Consider the following 20,135-nt stretch of genomic DNA (forward strand, 5'->3'; position numbering starts at 1 on the left):
GCCGTCCGATCGCGTCGGGGATGGGGGAATTCTAACGTGTCCGGCCAGCGGCCGAAATAGACGTCGCGACGGCCAGACCTTCCCGCCAGTGGCGGCGGAGGAATTCGCAACCGCATACTGGGAAACGAGTTGTTCTGTTATTGCGATGCTCCGCGGAGCCGGCCGAGAGCCTCGATCTTTTCGTGATCCCCGAGCCGGGCCGCCCGGACTGCATCGTGCAGGAACTCGATGTTCCGGTCGTACGTCTCCCGGTCGACCGGAAAGGGGGTGCCGTCTTTGCCGCCGTGAGCATAGGAATAGTCCGCCCAGCGGCGGCCGTCCGCGACCGGCGGTTGGGGTTCACCGCCGGCCATCGGCGGTGCTTCCGTCGGATCCCGATGAGACACCGGGGCATCGAAAATAATCTCCGCCAGCAGAGCCAGGCTGCGGACTGCCGCCGGGCCGATGCCGGGCGTCCCCAGCAGTTGCTCGAAGCCCTGCGGCTGGGCCTCGTGGGCGGTGCGAACCAGCTTTCGCAGCCGATCCGGGTTGATGTCCGACTTCAGGACGCGATGGTGCTGCGGTGCGAACAAGGTCGGTCCGGAGGTCGCCTGTTTCCACTGGGCGACGATCCATTCGGGCGACTCCTTGAGCAGCTCCGCCGTCGACTGCCGATTGCTCTGGCCTTCCCCCGCCACGAAGTTGAAGACCTTTTGCCTCGAAGCCGGCGGCCGCACTTGTGGCGTCTGCAGATCGTCGATCCCCGCGTGCGGTTCACAGACGAAGTCTTCCAGGATCGAACCGAGCCAGTGGTACCGCCGGGCCGTTTTCGCTGCGTCGTTCATCCCCTGCTGGACCACGCACCATTGCCCGGCGGGCGTGAAAAACAGGCAGTGGTGATACAGTTGGTAGCCATCCTGCACGGCGGCGGAATCGACTTTGGCGCTCATCTTCGAGGCGTAGATCAGCCGGTCGCCGGTGGAGAGGGACTTTCGATCGGCCGTCTCGGCGATCTCGCGCGGCGTCTGCCGGCTGGTGTTCCCCTTGCCGCCCGCCACGAACAGCCCCAGATCGTCGCCGTAGACCTTCGCGGCCTCCTTGAGAGCGCCGCACGTAACGGTGGTGACTCCCGAACTGTGCCAGTCGAAACCGAGCACGCAGCCGAAGGCCTGGAACCACCAGGGATCTGAGAGCCGGCAGAGCATTTCGTCCGGGCCGTAGCGGTCCACGACGGCCATGGTGATCGCCCCGGCGAGTTTGGTCATCCGCTGAAACAGATAGGCGGGGGCCTTGCCGGAATGCAGCGGAAGATGGGCGAGTCGGCGATGCATGCCGGAAACTCTAAACCGCGGGCGTTTGCAGCGGAAGACCGGTCCTGCCGACCGCTCCGCCAGGAATCAGTCGGCTATTCGGACTCGGCGGAGACATCTTCATCGTCGACCTCCGAGTCGACGGAGGCGGGCGTCGGCCGCGAATCGGCGCCATCAGACTCCGGGGAAAGCGGGATCACCCGAGCATTCGGCCCGGAACCGATTTTGATCGAGCCCCAGCTCACCACGATGGCTTCGTCGCCCCGGTAGAACTCGCGAATCATCCGCCCCCGTTCCATCGCCCGTGTTCCCGCCGGGGGCCAGTGCATCGCGTACTGAATTTCCTCGTCGGCCACGACGCCGGTCGCCAGGCCCGCCGCGGCGAGCTGCGACCAGTACCCTTCGGGAGACAACTCGTGATAGCGGAGGTCGATCTTTTTGCGGGACTCGGCGGGCAGGTCGGCACCCGCCCGTTCGAGCAGCATCTGCTTGGTGATCCAGTCCACCCGGCCCACGAGCGCTTCGCGATTGTCTTCCAGGTCATCCAGCACTGCCGACCAGCGGGACAACAGATCCCAGACTTCGTCCGAAACCTGCTCGTGTTCGTGGACGTACCGGCGGCAGGCGTTGAGGTACCACCGCTGGATCTGCACGGCGGTCATCGACCGCCCGCGCCAGAGCGGATACGCGTTCGTCAGATTCGAATCGCGCGAGATCCGGCCCAGCGTCCGCAGCGCCCAGCGCGGCGACGGGGGGGTTGTAATCGCCCCGGCTTCAATCGCGTCCAGCACCAGCGCGGTGGCGCCGATGCGCAGATATTCCGCCTCCTCGCACAGGTTCGAATCGCCGATCGAGACCTGAATCCGCTGGCGGTCGTGAAATAACTGTTGAATCGACGGACGGTGAAACAGCGCCATCAGCGACGGTTTGAGGAACTGCCCCAACCCGAAAATCGGCCGATCATGGTCCAGCAGCATGTGGAACAGGACGCGCGTCCGGGAGGTCGCTTTCTCCGCGATCTGAAACTGGCCCTGTCGATCAATCCACCCGGCTCCGGCCCAGATGGTTCGCGTCAGCAGGAACGGCAGCAGGCGGCGCTGTGTCTGGTGCAGCGGCATCAACATCACCAGCAGCGAGCAGAACAGGCTGCTGGGAACCAGCAGCAGTCGCATCAGGGACTCGATCGGCGGCTCGATCCAGGGGGGCAGATACGAATCGGCGTCCCCTTTGGTGAACCAGCCCCGACCGTAGAGGGCCATTTTCAGTTCCCGGCTGGCAGGCCGCCCGGAAACTTGGCACGCCCAGAGAATCAGCGGGGCCAGGATCAGGCCGTTGAACGCCATCAGCACCAGAAACAGGGGAACGACCAGCGCCAGCAGCAGGACCGCATGGAACGCGATCAGGCAGCCGGCGCCGATTCGCCAGAGCGTGAGTCGCCAGCCGGTCGCGAGGGTCGCTTCGTAGTTTTCCTGGGCGCCGTAGGCGGTGCCGCGGCTGTCGCGACAATTCTTCAGCAGGAAGAAGCGATCGGGGGAGACGCGCCGGGCGCTTTCCGCGAGCAGCCGATCCATCGCCCGCTGCTGCGCCAACAGCGCCCTCGGGCTCCGGCACTCCGGGGTGCTCCCTTCGACCAGGCCGATCCCCGATGCAGGCCGACGGGTTTCGAACCACACGGCGCCGCCGTTGGCGAGAAAGACCCCGACTTTGCCGGTTGCGCTGCCTTCGGCGGCCGCAGTCGGAATCTGGCTGTCGAGCTGGTCCAGGAGTTGGTCGAACAAATCCCGATCGGAGGGCCGGGAGGCGTCGTCCGATTGAAAGCGGATCAGGTACTCGGTTTCGAGACCGATCAGGCGGTCGAGCACCTGAGCACGTCTCCTGTCACCCGGAACAGTCGAGATGTCGGCTACTCACCGCCGAGCTGGTTGACGGCGTCCGCCAGAAACTGCGGAGCGTCGAGCAGGGCGTCCAGGCGGATGGTTTCCAGGACCGTTTCGATGGCCGGAACGACTTCCAGCGAAGCGACGGTTGGCTCGACCACGGTCTCTGCGATCAGCTTCTGATCCACGATTCGCTCCTGCGGTGAGGATGAGCATTTCCGGAAGAACTGACACCGGGACAAACCAGGCGGTTCGCCAGCGTTTGACGTCCTGGAAAGTTTACCGCGAGCTTCCGAGCGAGGGAAGAGGCTGTTTTCGGATCCGCGACCAAAGAGTGTGTCGTCTCCCACGGGTTGCACTCCGTCCGCCTGAGGACGGACTTCGTTTTACCCGTGGCTACAGACCGTCGCCCACTTCGGGGCTTAAGACGCGGAACGTTCTCGACGTCCGGATCGCCAGCATCTCGACCACCAGCGGCTGACTGCGCGCTCCGCCTAAGCGGCGACCGCGGAGGGGGCGACTTCGGAGGCGATGACTTCCTGGATCAGGGCTTCGTAGTCGACCGCGCCCGTGCTCTTGGGAGCGTATTCGAAGATCGACTGGCCGAAGCTGGGGGCCTCGGCGAGCTTGATGTTCCGGCGGACGCGGCTGTTGAAAATGCGGGCCTGCTTCCACGGCGCCAGCGGGTCGCTCTGGTCCAGGAACCGCATCAGGTCGTCGGTGATGTCGGCGGCGAGCCGGGTGCCGGTCTCGTACAGACAGAGCACGATGCCGGTCACGCGAAGTTCGCGGTTCAGCCGGCGCTTCACCAGCGCGGTCGTTTCGAACAGCTTGGACAGGCCCTGCAGGGCAAAAAAGTGGGGCTGCAGCGGGATAAAGACTTCTTTCGCGGCCGTCAGCGCGTTGACCGTCAGCACGCCCAGCGACGGGGGACAGTCGAAGACGACGTAGTCGACCGGCGCCTGCTGGCACATCTGTTCGAGGGCCTTCCGCAGCACGATTTCGCGGTCGGCAGCGTCGACCAGTTCGAGTTCGGTGGCGGCCAGGTCGAGGTCCGCCGGCGCGACCCACAGGCGATCCTGGGCCAGTTGACGAACTTCGGCGAGCGTCTTCCGGCCGGCGAAGACATCGTAAATCGTCGGAGTCTGGCCGAAGGCTTCGACACCCAGATGGAGCGACGAATGCCCCTGCGGGTCGAGATCGATCAGGCAGACGCTTCGGCCGGCGCGAGCCAGCCCGGCGGCCAGGTTGACGCTGGTGGTGGTCTTACCGACGCCACCCTTCTGATTCATCACGGCGATGCTGCGCATCCGGAGTCCCTTCCGACGGGCCGAGCGAACGTGTTGGCCGTCAGCGCACGGCTCATCCTGAGCACAGCCTGACGGCGGATTGGAAGTATAGGACGGATCGGAAATCGTTTGAAGACCGGCTGCGGCAGGTTCGTCCGGAAAGTTCATTCTCGATTCTTGTCGGCCGATTTCAGAAATCGTCGCCCTATCGAATATCGCAACGTGTTTTCAGGAAATGGGTTACGATAAATTCTCCGGGTGGCGACGATTCTCAGTTAATTGTGATCGAATTGAACGGTTTTCTTGGAGATCAAATCCTCTTCCGTTGTCGTCAGTGTGGAAGTTCAGCATGGTCGCAACCTCCCTCGCTCCGCGTAACATTCAGCGTCACAATCATTTAGTGGCGATCCCGGTCGGCCACACTCCGGTTGAGGCCGATCTTCGGCAGCGGGCGGAGACCCTGCTGCAGCAGAAAATCGCCTATGTGGATCAGGAGTGGTTCCGACACCCGGACGCGGAGACGCGTATCGCGGCACTGGAGCCCGACGCAGGCAGTGGTTCGAGCCGGGTCACCAGTCCGGTTGCGGGAATTGCATTCGTCTCCGGCCTGGTAGCGGAGTCGCCGTTGACCGGTCCGGAAGAGAAATTTCTCTTTACGCGGATGAACTTCCTCCGTTTTCGAGCCGCCGTCGGGCAGCAAAGTCTGAAACCACGCCGGCCATCGGCTCGGCAAGTCGCGCAGATCGAAGCCGACCTCGCCGAGGCCAACGAACTTCGGAATCGCATCGTGCAGGCCAATCTGCGACTGGTTGTTTCCGTGGCCCGCAAACTCGCCGGTTCGCTGGACCAGCTCTCGGAACTGATCAGCGAAGGGCTGCTGCCGATGATCCGGGCGGTGGAGCTGTTCAACATTCAGCTCGGCAACCGGTTCAGCACCTACGCCACCTGGGCGGTGCGGAATCAGATGCTGCGGTCGCTGAAGAAGCGGAAGAATGCCCACGAGTTTAATGTCACGGAGGACGAGATCTCGCTGTCGCAGATCGCCGATCCGCGAACGGACCTGATCGACGCAAGTTCGCCAAAGTCGGACAGCGAACCGCTGATCGGTCGCATGCTGGCGCAATTGCCGGAGCGGGAACGGCAGATCCTGGCGGCGCGATTCGGACTGAACGGAAACCCGGAGGGACAGAGCCTGGCGGAACTGTCCGAGCAGTTCGGACTCAGCAAAGAACGCGTGCGTCAGATTGCGATCAAGGCGCTGAGCACCCTGCAGCAGCGGGTGGCTGGAATTGAGGATCCGGAAGAAATCCTCCATCGATTCGCGAAGCCGGTCGTTTAGTCGCCAGCACCGCGGTGCGCCCCTCAAAATCTATGGAATCGACTTCTCATGAGCCACTCTGCATCAGCCGGGAACAACGCCGAAGTCTTCGAACGGACTGTGGCGGTCCCGGTGTCGACTGAGGAATTGTTCGCGTGGCACGAACGGCCGGGGGCCTTTCAGCGGCTGAATCCGCCGTGGGAGAATGTGGAAGTCGTCTCGCAGACCGGGGGCATCCGGGATGGGGGCCGCGCTGAAGTGGCCGTCCGGATTGGACCGTTCCGGAAGGAGTGGGTCGCCTTGCATCAAGGCTACCAACCTCCGCATCAGTTTCAGGATGTCCAGCTCCCGGGCGGACCGTTCCGGCGGTTCGAGCACACCCATCGGATCCGTCCCGATCAGACCTCAGGGAGCGAACTCGTCGACCATATTGAGTATGTTCTACCGCTGGGAAACATTGGGCGATGGCTGGGGGGACGATTTGTCCGCCGGAAACTCGATCGTGCGTTTCGCTACCGCCATGACGTGACCGCCGGGGATCTGCAGCTTCTGGCCAGCTATCGGGACAAATCCGCCATGAAAGTGCTCGTCACGGGGGCGACCGGCCTGGTCGGCAAATCTCTCAGTCCGCTGCTCACGACACAGGGCCACGATGTTTTCCGACTGGTCCGCAGCCGTTCCGATCAGGCCAGCGACATCTCCTGGGATCCGGCGGCCGGGACGATCGACGCCGCCCGGCTCGAAGGAATCGACGCCGTCGTCCACCTGGCTGGCGAGAATATCGCCGGGGCGCGGTGGACTCCGGAGGTCAAGCAGCGGCTGCGCGACAGCCGGGTCGGCCCGACAAGGGTGCTCTGCGAGACGCTGGCGAAGCTGCAGCGCAAGCCGAAGGTGCTGGTTTGTGCGTCGGCAATCGGCTATTACGGTGACCGCGGTCTATCGCCGCTCACGGAAGAGTCCGGTCCCGGAGCGGGTTTCCTGCCGGAACTCTCCGAGGCGTGGGAGGCCGCGTGCCAGCCGGCGCGCGACGCGGGAATTCGCGTCGTCAATCTGCGGATCGGCGTGGTGCTCAGCCCGCTGGGCGGAGCGCTGCAGAAAATGCTCCTCCCGTTTCAGCTCGGTCTGGGAGGCGTGATCGGATCGGGGCGGCAATACTGGAGCTGGATTGCGCTCGATGACCTCGTCGGGGCGATTTACCACTGTCTCCAGCACGACGAGCTGGCGGGACCGGTCAATGCCACTGCTCCCGGCCCGTGTACGAACTACGAATTCACGAAGACACTGGGGGGCGTGCTGCATCGACCGACGATTCTCCCGGTCCCGAGCTTTGCCGCAAAACTGGCCCTGGGAGAGATGGCCAACGACCTGTTGCTGGCGAGCGCCCGCGTGATGCCGGTCCGGCTGGAACAGACCGGCTACCAGTTCCGGTATCCGGCCCTGGACGGAGCGCTGCGGCACGTACTGGGCAGGCACACGCGCGAAGTCGGTTCACGGTGAGAGTGGCGGACAGAGCTCGCGGGCGAGAATCTCTCCGGCCGTCTGATGCCCCCTCTCGTTCCAGTGCCCGGTTCCCAGGGCCGTATTCAGGAAGCCGTGAAAAAAGACCTGTTCGCGCCGGGCGATCTCGCGCATGGAGGGCGTGAGCAGGAGGACCGGTACTCCGGCTCGTTCGCCGAACTGTTGCAGGCGTCGATCGGGCTCGTCGAGGTCGACGACATGCAGTCGATCGGCCAGAGCCTGCGTGACGGCGGGGTCAGGAGCGACTTGAACGGCGTTGTTGAGCACGGCGATCACCAGTCGGGCGTCGTGTTGCCGAACTTCGATGGCCATCTGCAAGAGGATCTGCTCGGTCACCTGCCAGGCCGTGCGCCAGTCGTCGTCGGGCGGCGGGGCAAAGACCCGGTCGTCGAGTCCGACCTCCGTGCTCTGCACGGCGGCAGGGGCTGCCGATTCGCGATGGCGGGCGTGATAAACGAGCGCCATCAGCAGGGAGTTCCGCCGGAGCAGGTCTTTCAACCAGACGGAGGTGGAAGTCCGCATGCGGACGACTTCGGGGTCTGCGAGAAATGACAGGTCCAATTCGAGCCGGTCGCCGGCCAGGCGGTAAAAGGGTCTGCGGCGATCGGGTTCGAGCGCCGGCGAATTATTGCGGACGTCATTTCCCGGCAGAAATGCGAGCACCACGAGATCTGGCTGGTATGCCCAGACACGGTTTCGGAGCAGTTCCAGTTCCTGCGTGGTTCCGAGCCCTGAAACGCCGAAGTTCAGGACTTCGACCGTCTGACCGGTGAATGCGGGGCATCGCTGCAACTCCCGTTCGAGAACCGACCAGAATGTCCGGGATTCGTCGACCTGCAGCGCCTCGGCGAAGGAGTCTCCCAGGACTGCGATGCGGAACACGCCTGCGGGTTTCTGCCGCGTGTGCTCGCGATCACGGAACCCGGCGCTGTTGATCCGGATCGCCGCCCGGCCCTCCTGGATCTGCGTGTACCGGAATCCCGGCAACAGACCGGCGCCGATCTGTTCGTCGAACACGTAGGGCGAACGATAGTCGAGGCCGAACAGCCGCAGCGCTATTTCCGCGACAAACAGCCCGAGCAGCAGTCCAAGTCCGAGCGCAACCGCCGGAATCCACCATCGTCGTCGAGCGGGCGATCGTGTCTTCGCCGGCGGGGCGCCACTGGCGGCCCTCGGCCACCAGTGTCTGCGCCGATTCCCCGACGGCAGCGAGGGATCAGACATGGGATCAATCCGCCTGCCGCCACGACGCGGCAATCAGGTTGGACAGCCGGGCCAGTTGGCCGCCGGCGGGTTCCTGAGGCTGCGTCGACAGGATCACGGCAAAGGCTTCGGCGTCGGGATCCATCCACAGGACGGTCCCGGTCGCCCCCCAGTGACCGAAGGTTCGCGGTCCCAGCAGGTCGCCGAAATTGGCGCTGTGGGCCGGCCAGTGCAGCCGCCAGCCGAGGCCCCACGGGCGGCAGCGCCGCTCGTCTTCGGGGACATCTTTCATGCAGGCAAGCTGATTCGTCGTGGCGGCCGCCAGCGACGCCTGAGACAGCAGACGTCGGCCGGACGGAGTCACGCCTCCGTTGAGCAGCATGCGGGCGTAGGCCGCCAGGTCGCCGGCCGTGGTCAGCAACCCGCCCCAGGGAGCCCCGAGCTGTCGCCAGTAGCGGCTGTTCCAGTTCCAGTCGGGGCCATGCACCTGGGCTTCCGGCAGCCGGACCTCTGCGATCCGGTCGACCACTGGCGGCGTCCCGGTCCACCAGGCGTCCGGTCCGCCCAGCGCCGTCGCCGACATGCCCAGCGGAATGAAAAACTCTTCGGCGAGCAGTTCCGGCAAGGGTGCGCCGGCGAGGCGGCTGACAATTTCCGCCAGCACGACGAAGCCCATGCTCTGGTACTGCACGCCGCGACCGGGGGCAAAGGACAACTCGCATTCGCAGACTCCCTGCAGGAAGCGGGAGAGGGGGGCGTTCTGCTGGCGCAATTCCTGGTTGTCGGGGAGCATGTCGGGGAGGCCGGACGTGTGAGTCAGGAGGTGGCGGATTTCGACGCCGTATTTTCCGTGCCGGCCGAATTCGGGCAGGTAGTCAGTGATCCGGTCCCCGAGCGTCAGCCGGCCGCGTTCGATCTGCTGCATGGCCGCCATTGCGACGAGCGGCTTGGTGATCGAAGCGACCAGGAAGATGGTGTCCGGACCAACGGACGCGGTCCCCGCTTCCGTCGGCAAACCGGCGAAATGCGACCGCCACGGACGGTGGCGTCCGCCGGCGACGACGGCCAGCGACGGAACGCGATCTTCCAGAATCAGGCGATCCGCAAACTCGCTGACGCGGCGCCAGCCGGAATCGGAGATGGTCATTGGGGGCATGGAATTCTCCGTGCTGGACCTGGGAGCGAGGGGGGAGCGAGTAGCGAACAGGGAATAGCGAATGGCCAGATGAAGAGGGCTGATCGCTGATCGCTGATCGCGAATCGCCAGAGACATTGACGGGTGCATTCTCACAGCGCTGCCGGCTTAGAGACGGGTCAGGCGTCGATGGTCGACTCGGCGGCGGTGGTCCCGCGGAATCGGGGATTGCCGCCCTTCCGTCTTCTCTGCGATACCCGATACCCGATACCCGAAGCCCGACTCACCCCACCGGCACGTCATGGATCTGCATCACCTGATCGAGGTGGGTGATCTCCAGGATTTCGCGGATGTCGTTGGAGGCGTTGTAGAGGTGGACCTCGACGCCCAGTTTGCTGACCGAGGCGAGCAGGCCGAGCATTCCGCTCGGGACAAGTTTGACGCCGGTCAGGTCGAAGGCCATGACGCGCGAGTCGTGCTGCTTGACCAGCGCCACGATCTGGTCGCGGCAGTCGGCGAGGTTGAGGTGGTCGAGGATTTCGCGGCCGCCGAAGCCGATCACGGTGATTTCACCGGCCTCATAGACCTCGAGCATTGCGGAATCGCTCATGGCGGACCCTTCAGGGAGTAGCGAACAGGGAATAGCGAGCAGCCAGAGAGACGTCGCGCGGGTCTCGCCGCTCGCTGTCGATTTCTGAAACGTGGCCTTGGCAAGGGAGCGGCGGAGGATGCGCTTTGACCAGGATACAGCGTCTGTAACGCCAGCGATCGAGTCCGGGACGGATCGGCGGACTGCTACCGGGCCATGCACGACACATTCTGACACTTCCTTCAGTCTCTCGACAGAGGCGGACGGGAAATCCGCGTGAAGTGGCGGACGCGGATGTTCACGTGGACCGTCGTCGTGGGAGAAAATCATGGCAGTCTCTGCACAATTCTCAAATTTCCTGATCGCTGCAATTTGACACGGTCTCGCTGTGACCTAGGTTTGCGTGTCTTCGGAACGGTTCCGTCCTGAGCGTTCACCGTTCTAGCGACGCAGCGTGTTCCGGGGCAACGACTTATGGGGTGCAGAGGCAGGCGGCCTGTAGTGTTACGACCGTTTGACGCCTCGAGAAATAGCTGGAGGCCCGCAAGGCTCTAGCCGGTGCAAAACGCAGAGAGAGGTTTTGTCATGACCAAGTTTGTGAACAGCGTCAAGAAGTTCCTGGTTTCGGAAGACGGCCCGACGGCGGTTGAGTATGCCGTGATGCTCGCCCTGATCATCATCGTCTGCCTCACCGCCATCGGCAACATCGGCACCAGCGCCAACACCAAGTTCGGCGAAGTCAACGACGCCCTGAAGGGTGGCGGCGCCGCTGCTCCTGCCACCTAAGGCGAAGTGCTGACGGGACGGACCGCGGCAGGCGATCGATGTCGACTGCAGGCGGTCCGCGCCCCGGCGATCAGGGCCGTTCGCGTCAGCTTCCGTGGCTGGTTCGAACGGCCCTCTTTTCTGCCGGTCTGACGCTTTACCGTATTGGGAAAGTCCATGTTTCCGTTCTGGATCGAGCTGTCGCTGATGGATCTCGAACAATGTCTCGGGGTGCTGGCGGCGGTCGGCGCCTGCGGGGTCAACCTGTTCGGCGGTCTCCGGTAGTTCGGTCACCGGTTTGAGGGACGCATCGACCGCCGTCTCCGCAAGTGATTCGGAGTCGGCGGTTTGTGCGTCTCGTTTGAATTGGAGACGGCTTCATCGGCGGCGGAGTCCGCGGGTGGAGTCGATTTCGGCGACCGGCGTCGTCGGTCGCGAGCAGCCTTCAGTCCCCCCTCACTGTCACGAAAGGTCTCTTCGATGGAATGGCAGCAGTTCCTGCTGGAAAACTGGCACGTCAAGTTTGTCGCGGTCGTACTGATCGTCGCCGCCTGGATCGACGGCCGCCAGCTTCGCGTGCCGAACTGGATTACGTTTCCCATGGTTCTCTCGGGCCTGGTCTACGGAATCGCCACGGGGGGATGGGCCGGGCTGTCCGCCAGCGCCTGGGGGATGTGCGTCGGGCTGCTCTGCCTGCTGCCGCTGTACGCGGTGGGGGGGATGGGAGCCGGCGACGTGAAACTGATGGCCGGCATGGGGGCGTGGCTGGGAGCGGCGATTACCTGGCACGCGTTCGTGGTGTCGGTGGTGGTCGGAGCCGTGATGGCGGTGGTGATGGTGGCTGCCAGCGGGCGGTGGCGACATCACTACGGCCAGTTCCTGATGATCTGGAACGAGTGGGTCATGATCCGGAACCCGCGCAAGCTGGCAGAAATTGCCGCGGAGCGGAAGCCGCGGATGGCTCTGCTGCCGTACGGGATTCCGATCTGCATCGGTTCGATCGGGTACTTCGCGTATGCCGGGCTGATCTGAGAGGCGGGCCGCGTCTCTTGTCTTCGGGATCTTGAGTCAGAGCAGAGTCCGAACGAGGTTTTATCGACCTTCGGGCGGGCGAATTCGTGCGGTCAGTCCAACCTGCATTGACGGCAAAGGCGTTAAAGGCTGAAGGGTCGACGGGATTCCGGCCGATGAAGAGGACTGCGAACGGGATTGTCTCCTGCTTCGTCTGAATCTCATCGGGGCTGGATTCTCGACCGCCGAACACCGCCGAAATCGGGTTGGCATCGCGAAAACCATTCCACGAGAAATCAGGCGTCAGCGGAGAGTCCCGCCATGAAATCGAAGTCAATCATTCTGCTTGCGGTTGCAGCCGGCTGCGGCCTGGTGGCCATGCTCGGCGTGCAGCGCATGCTTTCGGGAAATCAGAACAACGGCGAGCAGGTCGCCATCCTCGTCGCACGGACGGACATCGATCCGGGCGTGCGGTTGGACGAATCGAATGTCGCGTTTCAGAACCTGCCGAAGGAGGCCGTGCCGCCGGGGGCGGTGACGAGCAAGGAGGAATTTGACGATCGGGCGCTGAAGTCGCGGGCGTTTGCGGGGCAGCCGATTGCGTTGCAGCAGCTCGGGGAGAAGGGAATTTACGGGTCGACGATCACCATTCCGGTGGGGATGCGCGTGGTGACCGTTGCGGTGAATGCGACGATGACGCACAGCGGGCTGATGAAGGCCGGGGATCGCGTGGACCTGCTGGTGACATATAAGGTGAGCAAGCCGAAGGTCGGGACCGTTTCGAGGACGAAGACGTTCCTCAAGTACATCGAAGTGTATTCGATGGATCGGACGGTGGCGGGTTCGGAGAGGATTGAGAAGGCGGAATCGATTGCGAAGAACGTGTCGCTGGTTGTGACGCCCGAGCAGGCGAATCTGCTGAAGCTCGCGGAGAGCAAGGGGCCGCTGCATCTGGCGTTGCGGAGCAAGCTGGACGACGCGGACGTGGCGATTCACGATGCGGACGATTCCGTCCTGAACAATACGCAGGCGATTTTTGACGAACCGGAAGAGATGACGGAGCCCGAGCCGGCCCCCGCCGTTGCGGAGGTTGCGGCGGAACCGGTGAAGCCGGTCGAGGAGGTTCCGCCGTCGGAGCCGGTCGAACCGCGCAAGGAAGGGCCGAAGAAGCCGAGTTTCGGGATGTATCTGGCGGACCGGTTTGCCTCCGCAGCGATGCGTGCTGCCAGCCAGCCGCTGCCGCCGGTGCAGAAGAAGATGTGGAAGATTGAGATCTACAGCGGGCCGGATCTGAAGGTGCAGGAGGTGGAGCTGCCGGTGATTGAGACGGAGGGGGCCTCGAAAGAGGATCGCCAGGCGTCGATCGATCCGGCCAGCGTTGAAGCCGCAAGAAGTTTCATGAAGGGTCTGTTGACTCCTGCGCCGGCCATGGTTGGCGTGCGGCAGGAGGGCGGGCCACTGAAGATCCGGGCGGAGTGACCTCCCGGTCCCAAGGTCACAGCAGTAGAGGTGCACGGATGCCCCGCTCCAGTTGGTTTTGTCACGTCGCCGCGGCCCTGATGTCGCTGGGAATCTTCTGCGGACCCGGACTCGGGCGGCTGCATGCGCAGCAGCTCGAGCCGGTTCGTACCGCCGAAGGGGAAGCGATTCCCATTCTCACGTCGCGCATGAACGTCGAGATTCCCGAAAAGTCATCGAAAGTCCTGCAGTTCAGGACGAAAGTTCAGCGCGTCGACGGATTCGATCCGGAGGTCGTTTCCGTTACGGCGCTGTCCTCCAATCTGATTCGGGTGCACGCACTCACGCAGGGGGTCACGTCCCTGTCGGTCACCGATGAGAACGGCTCGATTTCGAATGTCGAGACGTTCGTGACCGGCGACGCCCGGCTGCTGCAGGCGGTTCTCAAGCGATCGTTCCCCGAGACCGTCGTCACGGTGACCAAAATCGGTCCGGAAGCGGTCCTGCTCCGGGGCTGGGTGACCGAACCGCAGCAGATCCAGCAGATTGTGGACATCGCCCGCCTGTACCATCCGAACGTCCTCAATCAGATGAAGCTCGGCGGGCCGCAGGAAGTCCAGCTCCGCGTCAAGGTGATGGAATGCCAGCGCTCCAAGATCCGCCAGTTCGGGTTTAACTTCGCGATCTCGGGGCAGCAGGCGGGCTTCGGCAGCACGCCGGGCAACATCGCTTCCCTCAGCGCGATCACGGTGCCGTTCGGCGGCCCGGTCGGCGCCGACCTGGCCAGCGGCAGCTTCCGGAACGCGACGATGGCGCTCGGCATCGCCGGGAACTCGGCGACGTTCCAGGGGCTATTGGAGGCGCTGAAGAAGGAGGGGCTGCTGAAAATTCAGGCTGAGACGACGCTGGTCACCCGCAGCGGCGAACCGGCCCGACTGATCAACGGCGGCGAGTTTCCGATTCCAGTTCCGCAGAGCCTGGGAACCGTGACGATCTCGTGGAAGGAGTTCGGCGTCTCGCTGGAATCACTTCCCGTCGTGATCAGCCCGACGCGTCTGAAACAGACGATTGTCGCGGAAGTCAGCGAACGAGATCTGTCGACCGCGGTGACCATGAACGGGACGACCGTGCCCGGCTTGACCAAGCGGACCGTCGAGACTCAGGCCGAAATGAACTTCGGCGAGACGCTTGTCATCGGCGGCCTGATTTACATGCGGAACACGTCGACCACCAGCAAGGTGCCGTTTCTCGGCGAGCTGCCTGGAATCGGCGCCGCCTTCCGCCGGGTCAGCTACGACCAGGCCGAAACCGAGCTGCTGGTCATGATCACTCCCGAATATACGGCGGCCATGCCGTCCGATCAGGTTCCGCCAATCGGGCCGGGCATGAGCACCGATACGCCGACCGATCGCGAGCTCATCGGCCAGGGACTCATGGAAGTGCCGATCTCCGGCGACGGCATGGAATACTGTCCGGCTCCGGACGTCCAGTATCAGTTTGCTCCGACGCCGAGCCCCGAGCTCAGTCTGCCGCCAGCTCCTCCGGTTCAGCCGGCGCCGGCCGCCGCACCCGCCGCCGTGCCCCCGGCCGAGGCGAACCGGTCGCTCCCTCCCGCCGCGGACGACGGTCCGATCATTCCGCTGTCGTCGCGCGGCGTGTCGAAGCGACCGTCGGGTGACTGGACCGCGGTGGCGCCCGAACGATCGGTTGCCACACGGAGTCCAACGAACCCGCGACAGGCTTCGACGCGATCGGGACGGGTCTCGACGGCCGCGTTCGAAACCGAGTCGGACCGGGCTCTTTCCGGTACGATCCAGCAGACGGGGGCCGCCCGCTAGGCGGCACTCAGAATTCGTCCGCTGGTCGGCGAGGACGTCGGCCAGCGGACACCTTGACCGCAGAGAATCGCCCAGGTGGGTGAGGTGACGCAGACCATGTCGAATGTGATTCGAGTTGCGATCGTGGACCCGGTCGACTTCAGCCGCAACGAGCTGAAGACGATGCTGCTCGGTCTCGACGTCGTCTGGCTCGTCGCCGACTGCCAGCGATTCGAGTTTTTTCCGGATGTCGTCGCGCAGGCGCAGCCGGATCTGGCCCTGGTCGTGCTCGATTCGAATCCGGCCAAGGGGCTCGAGCTGATTGGCCGGATTCATGCCGACGCCCCGGACTGTTCGGTGCTGGTCGTCAGCAGCTCGACGGAAGGGAGCCTGATTCTGCAGGCGATGCGGAACGGGGCGAAAGAGTTCCTCGCCGCCCCGCTCAAGATCGACGACTTTCTGTCGGCCCTGGACCGACTGCGTCATCTTCTGACCGGGAAAACCAGCGTCGACGGACAGGTTCGCGCGAGCCAGGTGATTGCGCTGGCCGGGGCGAGCGGCGGGGTCGGCTGCACCTCGCTGGCGATCAATCTCGGATGCTGTCTCGCGCAGCGGGCGTCGAACAGCGTTTCGATCATCGATCTCGATCTGGCGCTGGGCGACACCGACGTCTGGCTCGACATCATTCCCGACTACACGATTCAGGACGTCGCGGACAATATCACCCGTCTGGACTACTCGCTGCTGAAGCGATCGCTGACGAAACACGATTGCGGCGCGTACCTGCTGCCGCGGCCTGCCGATATGGACATCCGGCTGCCGATGTCCGCCGACGAGCTGCGGCGCGTGATCGCTTTGCTGAAGTCCACGTTCTCGCACCTGGTGATCGACATCGGCAAGAGCTATGGAGATCTGGACGTCGCCGCTCTGGAGTCCTCCAATACGATTCTGCTCGTGACGCAACTGGACCTCCCCTCGCTGCGGAACGCCGTCCGGCTGCTGCAGTTCTTTCATCGTTTCGAGGGGATGACGGAAAAGGTCAGGATCGTCATCAACCGCCTGGGGCTCGAAGAGAACCAGATCAGCGTCACAAAGGCTTTCGAGACGCTGGGGCACGAGATCTTCGCACAGATCCCGAACGAATACTCGGCGATGGTCGAGTCGCGCAACAGCGGCGTTCCCGTCGTCATGCAGGCGCCCAGATCCAAGCTGACGCGCGCCATCCAGCAACTCGCCGGGCGGCTCGATGAGTCGCTGCTGTCGGATCCCAAGGCGGACCCCAAAAAGGGTCGCAAGGGGCTGTTCGGCTTCTTGAGCGCCGGCAGCAAGTAAGCCCCCCGCCGCTGAAGTGCGGACGGTCAGGCTTCGACGTCGAGCTGCAGACCTCGTTCCTCCAGCGGGTCCGGCGCGCGCGGTCGCGGCGTCCTGCCGGATTCGTCGCCCGTTGCCGTCTCCCCCGCGCCGCCGCTTGAGCCGGACCAGGCCATCCGCCCGTCGGCGTCGCGATCGTCGGCCTGGCCGGGATCGCCCACGTCGTTGACCGTCTGGTCGAGCTGCTTGTCCCGGTCGATCTGGAAGCTCCGGTCGCCGGCTTCGGCCTGGCGCTGATTGCTTTCCGCAGAGCGGAGCTGCCCGCTGATGGCTGCCGCCGGCGCGGCCAGCGGAACCTGATTCACGCTGCTGCCGATCTGACTCATGTTCGCTCTCCGGGCTTGCGAATCCACCCGTCGCCCTCGGCCCCGCGCGGCAAAATGAGACTGGTCGCGGCAAGTCAGCCGCTGTCCCGCGTCCTGTCCGCTGCTATAGTGTGGCTTCGTTCGCCGACAGCGTCTGCGCGAAGTTGCCGCCCTGCGCGGTTTTTCACGAAGTCGCACAGGGAGTCTTTCGGGAGAATCGCCAGTATGAAGACGTGTCCGCGTGCCGCGCGCCTTGCCTCTGTTTTGATCGTCGCCGCATTGGCGATCCCCGTGGCTCTGCGGGCCGATGAAACGGCGCCGCGGTCGCTGTTCGATGGCCGCTCGCTGGACGGCTGGGTCGTCGAGAACGGCTGCGAAGCCGATGTCGTCGATGGCTGCCTCCGGCTCAAGGCCGGCGACGGCTGGCTCCGCAGCCATCACAAATACCGCGACTTCGATCTGCACGTCGAATGGAAGTCGCTTCAGCCGGCCGGTTACGACGCGGGAATCTACATCCGCTCGGCGGGCGAAGGCAAACCGTTTCCGAAGCCGTCCTACCAGATCAACCTGCTCGACGGAAAAGAAGGCAATCTTGCCCAGCTCAAGGGAGCGGAGTCCGCTGGCTTGGTTCGCAAGGGAGACTGGAATGCCTTTGACATTCACGTCGAGGGAGACCGCGTTGCCCTGAAGATCAATGGCCAGCCTGCCTGGTCGGTCGGCGGACTGCAGGCGGCCGACGGCTTCATCGGCTTTCAGATCGAAGTTCCCAAGGGGGGGCAGTTCCTCCTGCGCAACATCACCGTCAAAGAACTGAGCTACAAACCGCTCTGCAACGGGCAGGATCTGGCAGGCTGGACCGCAGTGGGGGGGGCCGCCGCCGACTGCTGGAGCGTCGTCGACGGGTGCATCGTCTGCAACGGCCAGAAGGGGCCCTGGCTCCGCTCCGACGCCTCCTATGGCGACTTCAACCTGCGATTCGACTACCAGCTTTCGCCCGAGGGGAACAGCGGCATCTACGTCCGGGTTCCTGAAGACGGCAACCATCATCGCGAGAACGAGACCTTGCCGCCCGCCGGCGTCGAGGTCCAGGTCCTCGACGACTTCGCCGAGAAGCACGCGAAGCTCAAGGATTATCAGTATTCGGCATCGGTTTACGACATCGCCGGGGCGAGCCCGCGCGTCTCACGCCAGCCGGGCGCGTGGAACACGATGGAGATCAACTGTCGCGGCCAGCACTACAGCATCGTGCATAACGGCCTGACCGTCGTGAACCTGACGGAGAACGATCATCCGCTGATCAAGCTGCGGAAGACGGACGGCTTTCTGGGGCTGCAGAACCACAGCACGGTCGTCCGGTTCCGCAACCTGCGAATCGGCCCCGCCGCCGAGTTCCCGGTCCCGACCAAATAGGCGTCGACCGCCTCTGACGGGCGGGGTTGTTCGCCAGGCGACCGTTCCGGCCGCCTGGATGCGACCCGGTTGAGCAATACCGGGTCCTTCGCTAGGCTGCCGGGAGCCTTGGGTCGAGTCGTGACAGGTGTTCGATCGACTGCGGGGAGTCCGCAGTGTTTGTGAACAGGACCGAGATGAGTACGTTTGCGGCTGTCGACGAGCAACTGGCGATCATTCGCCGGGGCGTGGAGAAGATCGTTCCCGAAGAGGAACTGGCGAAGCGGCTGGACGAAAGCCGGCGGACCGGGAAGCCGCTGCGGATCAAGTACGGGATCGACCCGACCGGGATCGACGTTCATCTGGGCCACACGGTCCCGCTGCGCAAGATGCGTCAGTTTCAGGAACTGGGACACCAGGCCGTCATCATCATCGGGAACTACACGGCTCTCGTCGGCGATCCGAGCGGTCGCGATCACGCCCGCAGCAAGAAGCTGACGGCCGAGGACGTCGAGCGAAATGCGCAAGACTACCTGCAGCAGGTCGGCAAAGTGGTGGACCTGTCGCGGGCCGAGATCCACCGCAACGGCGACTGGTTCGGCAAGATGTCGTTTGCGGATGTGATCCAGCTCTGCGGCAAAGTGACCGTGGCGCAGCTTCTGACGCGGGACGACTTCGCCAAGCGCTACGCCGCTCAGTCGCCGATCTTCCTGCACGAGTGCCTGTATCCCGTGATGCAGGCGTGGGACTCGGTGGTGATCAAGGCGGACATCGAGCTGGGGGGGACCGAGCAGCTCTACAGCTTCATGCTCGCGCGGGACTTGCAGCGGGATCAGAATTTGCCGCAGCAGATCGGCGTGATGTCGCCGATCCTGGTGGGTCTCGACGGCGTCCGGCGGATGGGGAAGAGCCTGGGGAACTACATCGGCATCAGCGAGTCGCCGTACGAGATGATGAAGAAGTTCATGCAGCTCCCCGACGAGGTGATGCGGATGTACTTCGAGCTGCTGACCAGCCTGCCACTGAGCGACGTGGAGGCGATTCTCGCCGGACATCCCAAGGCTGCCAAAGTCCGTCTGGCCGAAGAGGTGATCGGCTTCTACCACGCGGCCGGCGAGGCGAAAGAATCGGCCGAACGCTGGCAGCGCGAGATCGGCGGCGGGGCGCTGCCCGACGAGATTCCCGAACTGGCGATACCCGCCAGCGAGTTGCGCGACGGAATGCTGCCGGCGGCGGTGCTGCTGAAGCTGTCGGGGCTCGTGGCGTCGACCAGCGATGCCCGCCGGTTGATTGCTCAGGGAGGCGCGTATTTCGGCGAGGATCAGCAGGCGATGACGACCCACGATCAGCCGATTCCGGTGGCAGACGGTCTGCTGGTGAAGGCGGGGAAGAAGCGGCTGGGAAGGGTGAAGCTGACGTAGACGGGAGACAGTTCAGCGGGTGAGAATAACTCGCGTGAGTTCCGTTCTGGAGAAGAGTCCATGACTGCCATTGTCGTTGAAGTTCCCGCGGAAGTGATTGCCGCGGCGGGATCGGAAGACCTTGCGCGGCAATTGATGCTGCAGTCGATGATTCTCGAACTGGTCCGCAGCGGCCGGATGACGGTGGAGCAGGCCGCGGCCGCCTTCGGAGAGTCTCCCTCCGACTGGGCGCGGTTGGCCGAAACCGGGGGAGCCTTCGAATTCTGGAATGATCTGGCCGAAGACGTTTACTCCCTGAGCGACGGCGCGCTTTGCTCCAATGCCATCTGACTCAAAAGTTTTCAGCACAGACAGGAATGTCTGTGCCGCCCAGGACAGAG

General features: G+C 64.1%; 18 protein-coding genes. 10 read left to right on the plus strand and 8 right to left on the minus strand.

Features of this window, described 5'->3' with window-relative positions:
- Positions 1-137 precede the first annotated feature (137 nt).
- The 4 genes from SH412_RS00150 to SH412_RS00165 form a co-directional block, all read right to left on the minus strand.
- Positions 138-1,310, minus strand: coding sequence for a DUF763 domain-containing protein (locus SH412_RS00150; RefSeq protein ID WP_336521472.1), 1,173 nt, complete (start codon positions 1,308-1,310; stop codon positions 138-140).
- Positions 1,311-1,384: 74 nt separating this feature from the next.
- Positions 1,385-3,151, minus strand: coding sequence for a proteasome accessory factor PafA2 family protein (locus tag SH412_RS00155; RefSeq protein ID WP_336521473.1), 1,767 nt, complete (start codon positions 3,149-3,151; stop codon positions 1,385-1,387).
- A 41-nt stretch (positions 3,152-3,192) separates the two neighbouring features.
- The gene (locus SH412_RS00160; RefSeq protein ID WP_336521474.1) at positions 3,193-3,354 is read right to left on the minus strand and encodes a hypothetical protein; all 162 of its coding nucleotides are present in this window, start codon (positions 3,352-3,354) and stop codon (positions 3,193-3,195) included.
- Between the two features lie 306 nt (positions 3,355-3,660).
- Positions 3,661-4,476, minus strand: a complete 816-nt coding sequence (locus SH412_RS00165) for a ParA family protein (protein ID WP_336521475.1) — start codon at positions 4,474-4,476, stop codon at positions 3,661-3,663.
- Between the two features lie 328 nt (positions 4,477-4,804).
- Here SH412_RS00165 and SH412_RS00170 point away from each other — a divergent pair, with 328 nt between their 5' ends.
- Positions 4,805-5,794 (plus strand): sigma-70 family RNA polymerase sigma factor, encoded by a 990-nt coding sequence (locus SH412_RS00170; RefSeq protein WP_336521476.1) that lies wholly within the window; start codon positions 4,805-4,807, stop codon positions 5,792-5,794.
- Positions 5,795-5,842: 48 nt separating this feature from the next.
- A complete protein-coding gene (locus SH412_RS00175; RefSeq protein ID WP_336521477.1) occupies positions 5,843-7,270 on the plus strand; it encodes a TIGR01777 family oxidoreductase in 1,428 nt (475 codons plus the stop codon).
- Here the strand turns inward: SH412_RS00175 and SH412_RS00180 are convergent.
- The 3 genes from SH412_RS00180 to SH412_RS00190 all read right to left on the minus strand — a co-directional run bounded on the left by SH412_RS00180 (position 7,262) and on the right by SH412_RS00190 (position 10,239).
- Positions 7,262-8,515: an SGNH/GDSL hydrolase family protein gene (locus SH412_RS00180; RefSeq protein ID WP_336521478.1), complete on the minus strand. Its 1,254-nt coding sequence runs from the start codon at positions 8,513-8,515 to the stop codon at positions 7,262-7,264. The genes SH412_RS00175 and SH412_RS00180 overlap by 9 nt on opposite strands.
- Before the next feature lie 4 nt (positions 8,516-8,519).
- Positions 8,520-9,650: a serine hydrolase domain-containing protein gene (locus tag SH412_RS00185; RefSeq protein ID WP_336521479.1), complete on the minus strand. Its 1,131-nt coding sequence runs from the start codon at positions 9,648-9,650 to the stop codon at positions 8,520-8,522.
- Positions 9,651-9,912: 262 nt separating this feature from the next.
- A complete protein-coding gene (locus SH412_RS00190) occupies positions 9,913-10,239 on the minus strand; it encodes an STAS domain-containing protein (RefSeq protein ID WP_336521480.1) in 327 nt (108 codons plus the stop codon).
- A gap of 564 nt (positions 10,240-10,803) precedes the next feature.
- Between SH412_RS00190 and SH412_RS00195 the strand changes: the two genes are divergently transcribed.
- From SH412_RS00195 to SH412_RS00215, 5 genes are all read left to right on the plus strand, one after another.
- On the plus strand, positions 10,804-11,004 hold the full coding sequence (locus SH412_RS00195; RefSeq protein ID WP_336521481.1) for a Flp family type IVb pilin: 201 nt from the start codon (positions 10,804-10,806) through the stop codon (positions 11,002-11,004).
- 459 nt (positions 11,005-11,463) lie between these two features.
- Positions 11,464-12,015, plus strand: a complete 552-nt coding sequence (locus SH412_RS00200) for an A24 family peptidase (RefSeq protein ID WP_336521482.1) — start codon at positions 11,464-11,466, stop codon at positions 12,013-12,015.
- A 300-nt stretch (positions 12,016-12,315) separates the two neighbouring features.
- On the plus strand, positions 12,316-13,473 hold the full coding sequence (cpaB, locus tag SH412_RS00205) for a Flp pilus assembly protein CpaB (protein ID WP_336521483.1): 1,158 nt from the start codon (positions 12,316-12,318) through the stop codon (positions 13,471-13,473).
- Positions 13,474-13,511: 38 nt separating this feature from the next.
- A complete protein-coding gene (locus SH412_RS00210; RefSeq protein ID WP_336521484.1) occupies positions 13,512-15,290 on the plus strand; it encodes a type II and III secretion system protein family protein in 1,779 nt (592 codons plus the stop codon).
- A 96-nt stretch (positions 15,291-15,386) separates the two neighbouring features.
- Positions 15,387-16,601, plus strand: coding sequence for an AAA family ATPase (locus SH412_RS00215; protein WP_336521485.1), 1,215 nt, complete (start codon positions 15,387-15,389; stop codon positions 16,599-16,601).
- Positions 16,602-16,627: 26 nt separating this feature from the next.
- On the opposite strand, the gene SH412_RS00220 is transcribed toward SH412_RS00215, so the two are convergent.
- Positions 16,628-16,966: a hypothetical protein gene (locus tag SH412_RS00220; protein ID WP_336521486.1), complete on the minus strand. Its 339-nt coding sequence runs from the start codon at positions 16,964-16,966 to the stop codon at positions 16,628-16,630.
- A 204-nt stretch (positions 16,967-17,170) separates the two neighbouring features.
- On the opposite strand from SH412_RS00220, the gene SH412_RS00225 reads away from it, so the two are divergent.
- From SH412_RS00225 to SH412_RS00235, 3 genes are all read left to right on the plus strand, one after another.
- Positions 17,171-18,355 (plus strand): 3-keto-disaccharide hydrolase, encoded by a 1,185-nt coding sequence (locus SH412_RS00225; RefSeq protein WP_336521487.1) that lies wholly within the window; start codon positions 17,171-17,173, stop codon positions 18,353-18,355.
- 176 nt (positions 18,356-18,531) lie between these two features.
- A complete protein-coding gene (gene tyrS, locus SH412_RS00230; RefSeq protein WP_336521488.1) occupies positions 18,532-19,755 on the plus strand; it encodes a tyrosine--tRNA ligase in 1,224 nt (407 codons plus the stop codon).
- Between the two features lie 60 nt (positions 19,756-19,815).
- Positions 19,816-20,085: a hypothetical protein gene (locus tag SH412_RS00235; RefSeq protein ID WP_336521489.1), complete on the plus strand. Its 270-nt coding sequence runs from the start codon at positions 19,816-19,818 to the stop codon at positions 20,083-20,085.
- Positions 20,086-20,135 lie beyond the last annotated feature (50 nt).

It is taken from the genome of Planctellipticum variicoloris, from assembly GCF_030622045.1.
Lineage (GTDB): Bacteria > Planctomycetota > Planctomycetia > Planctomycetales > Planctomycetaceae > Planctellipticum > Planctellipticum variicoloris.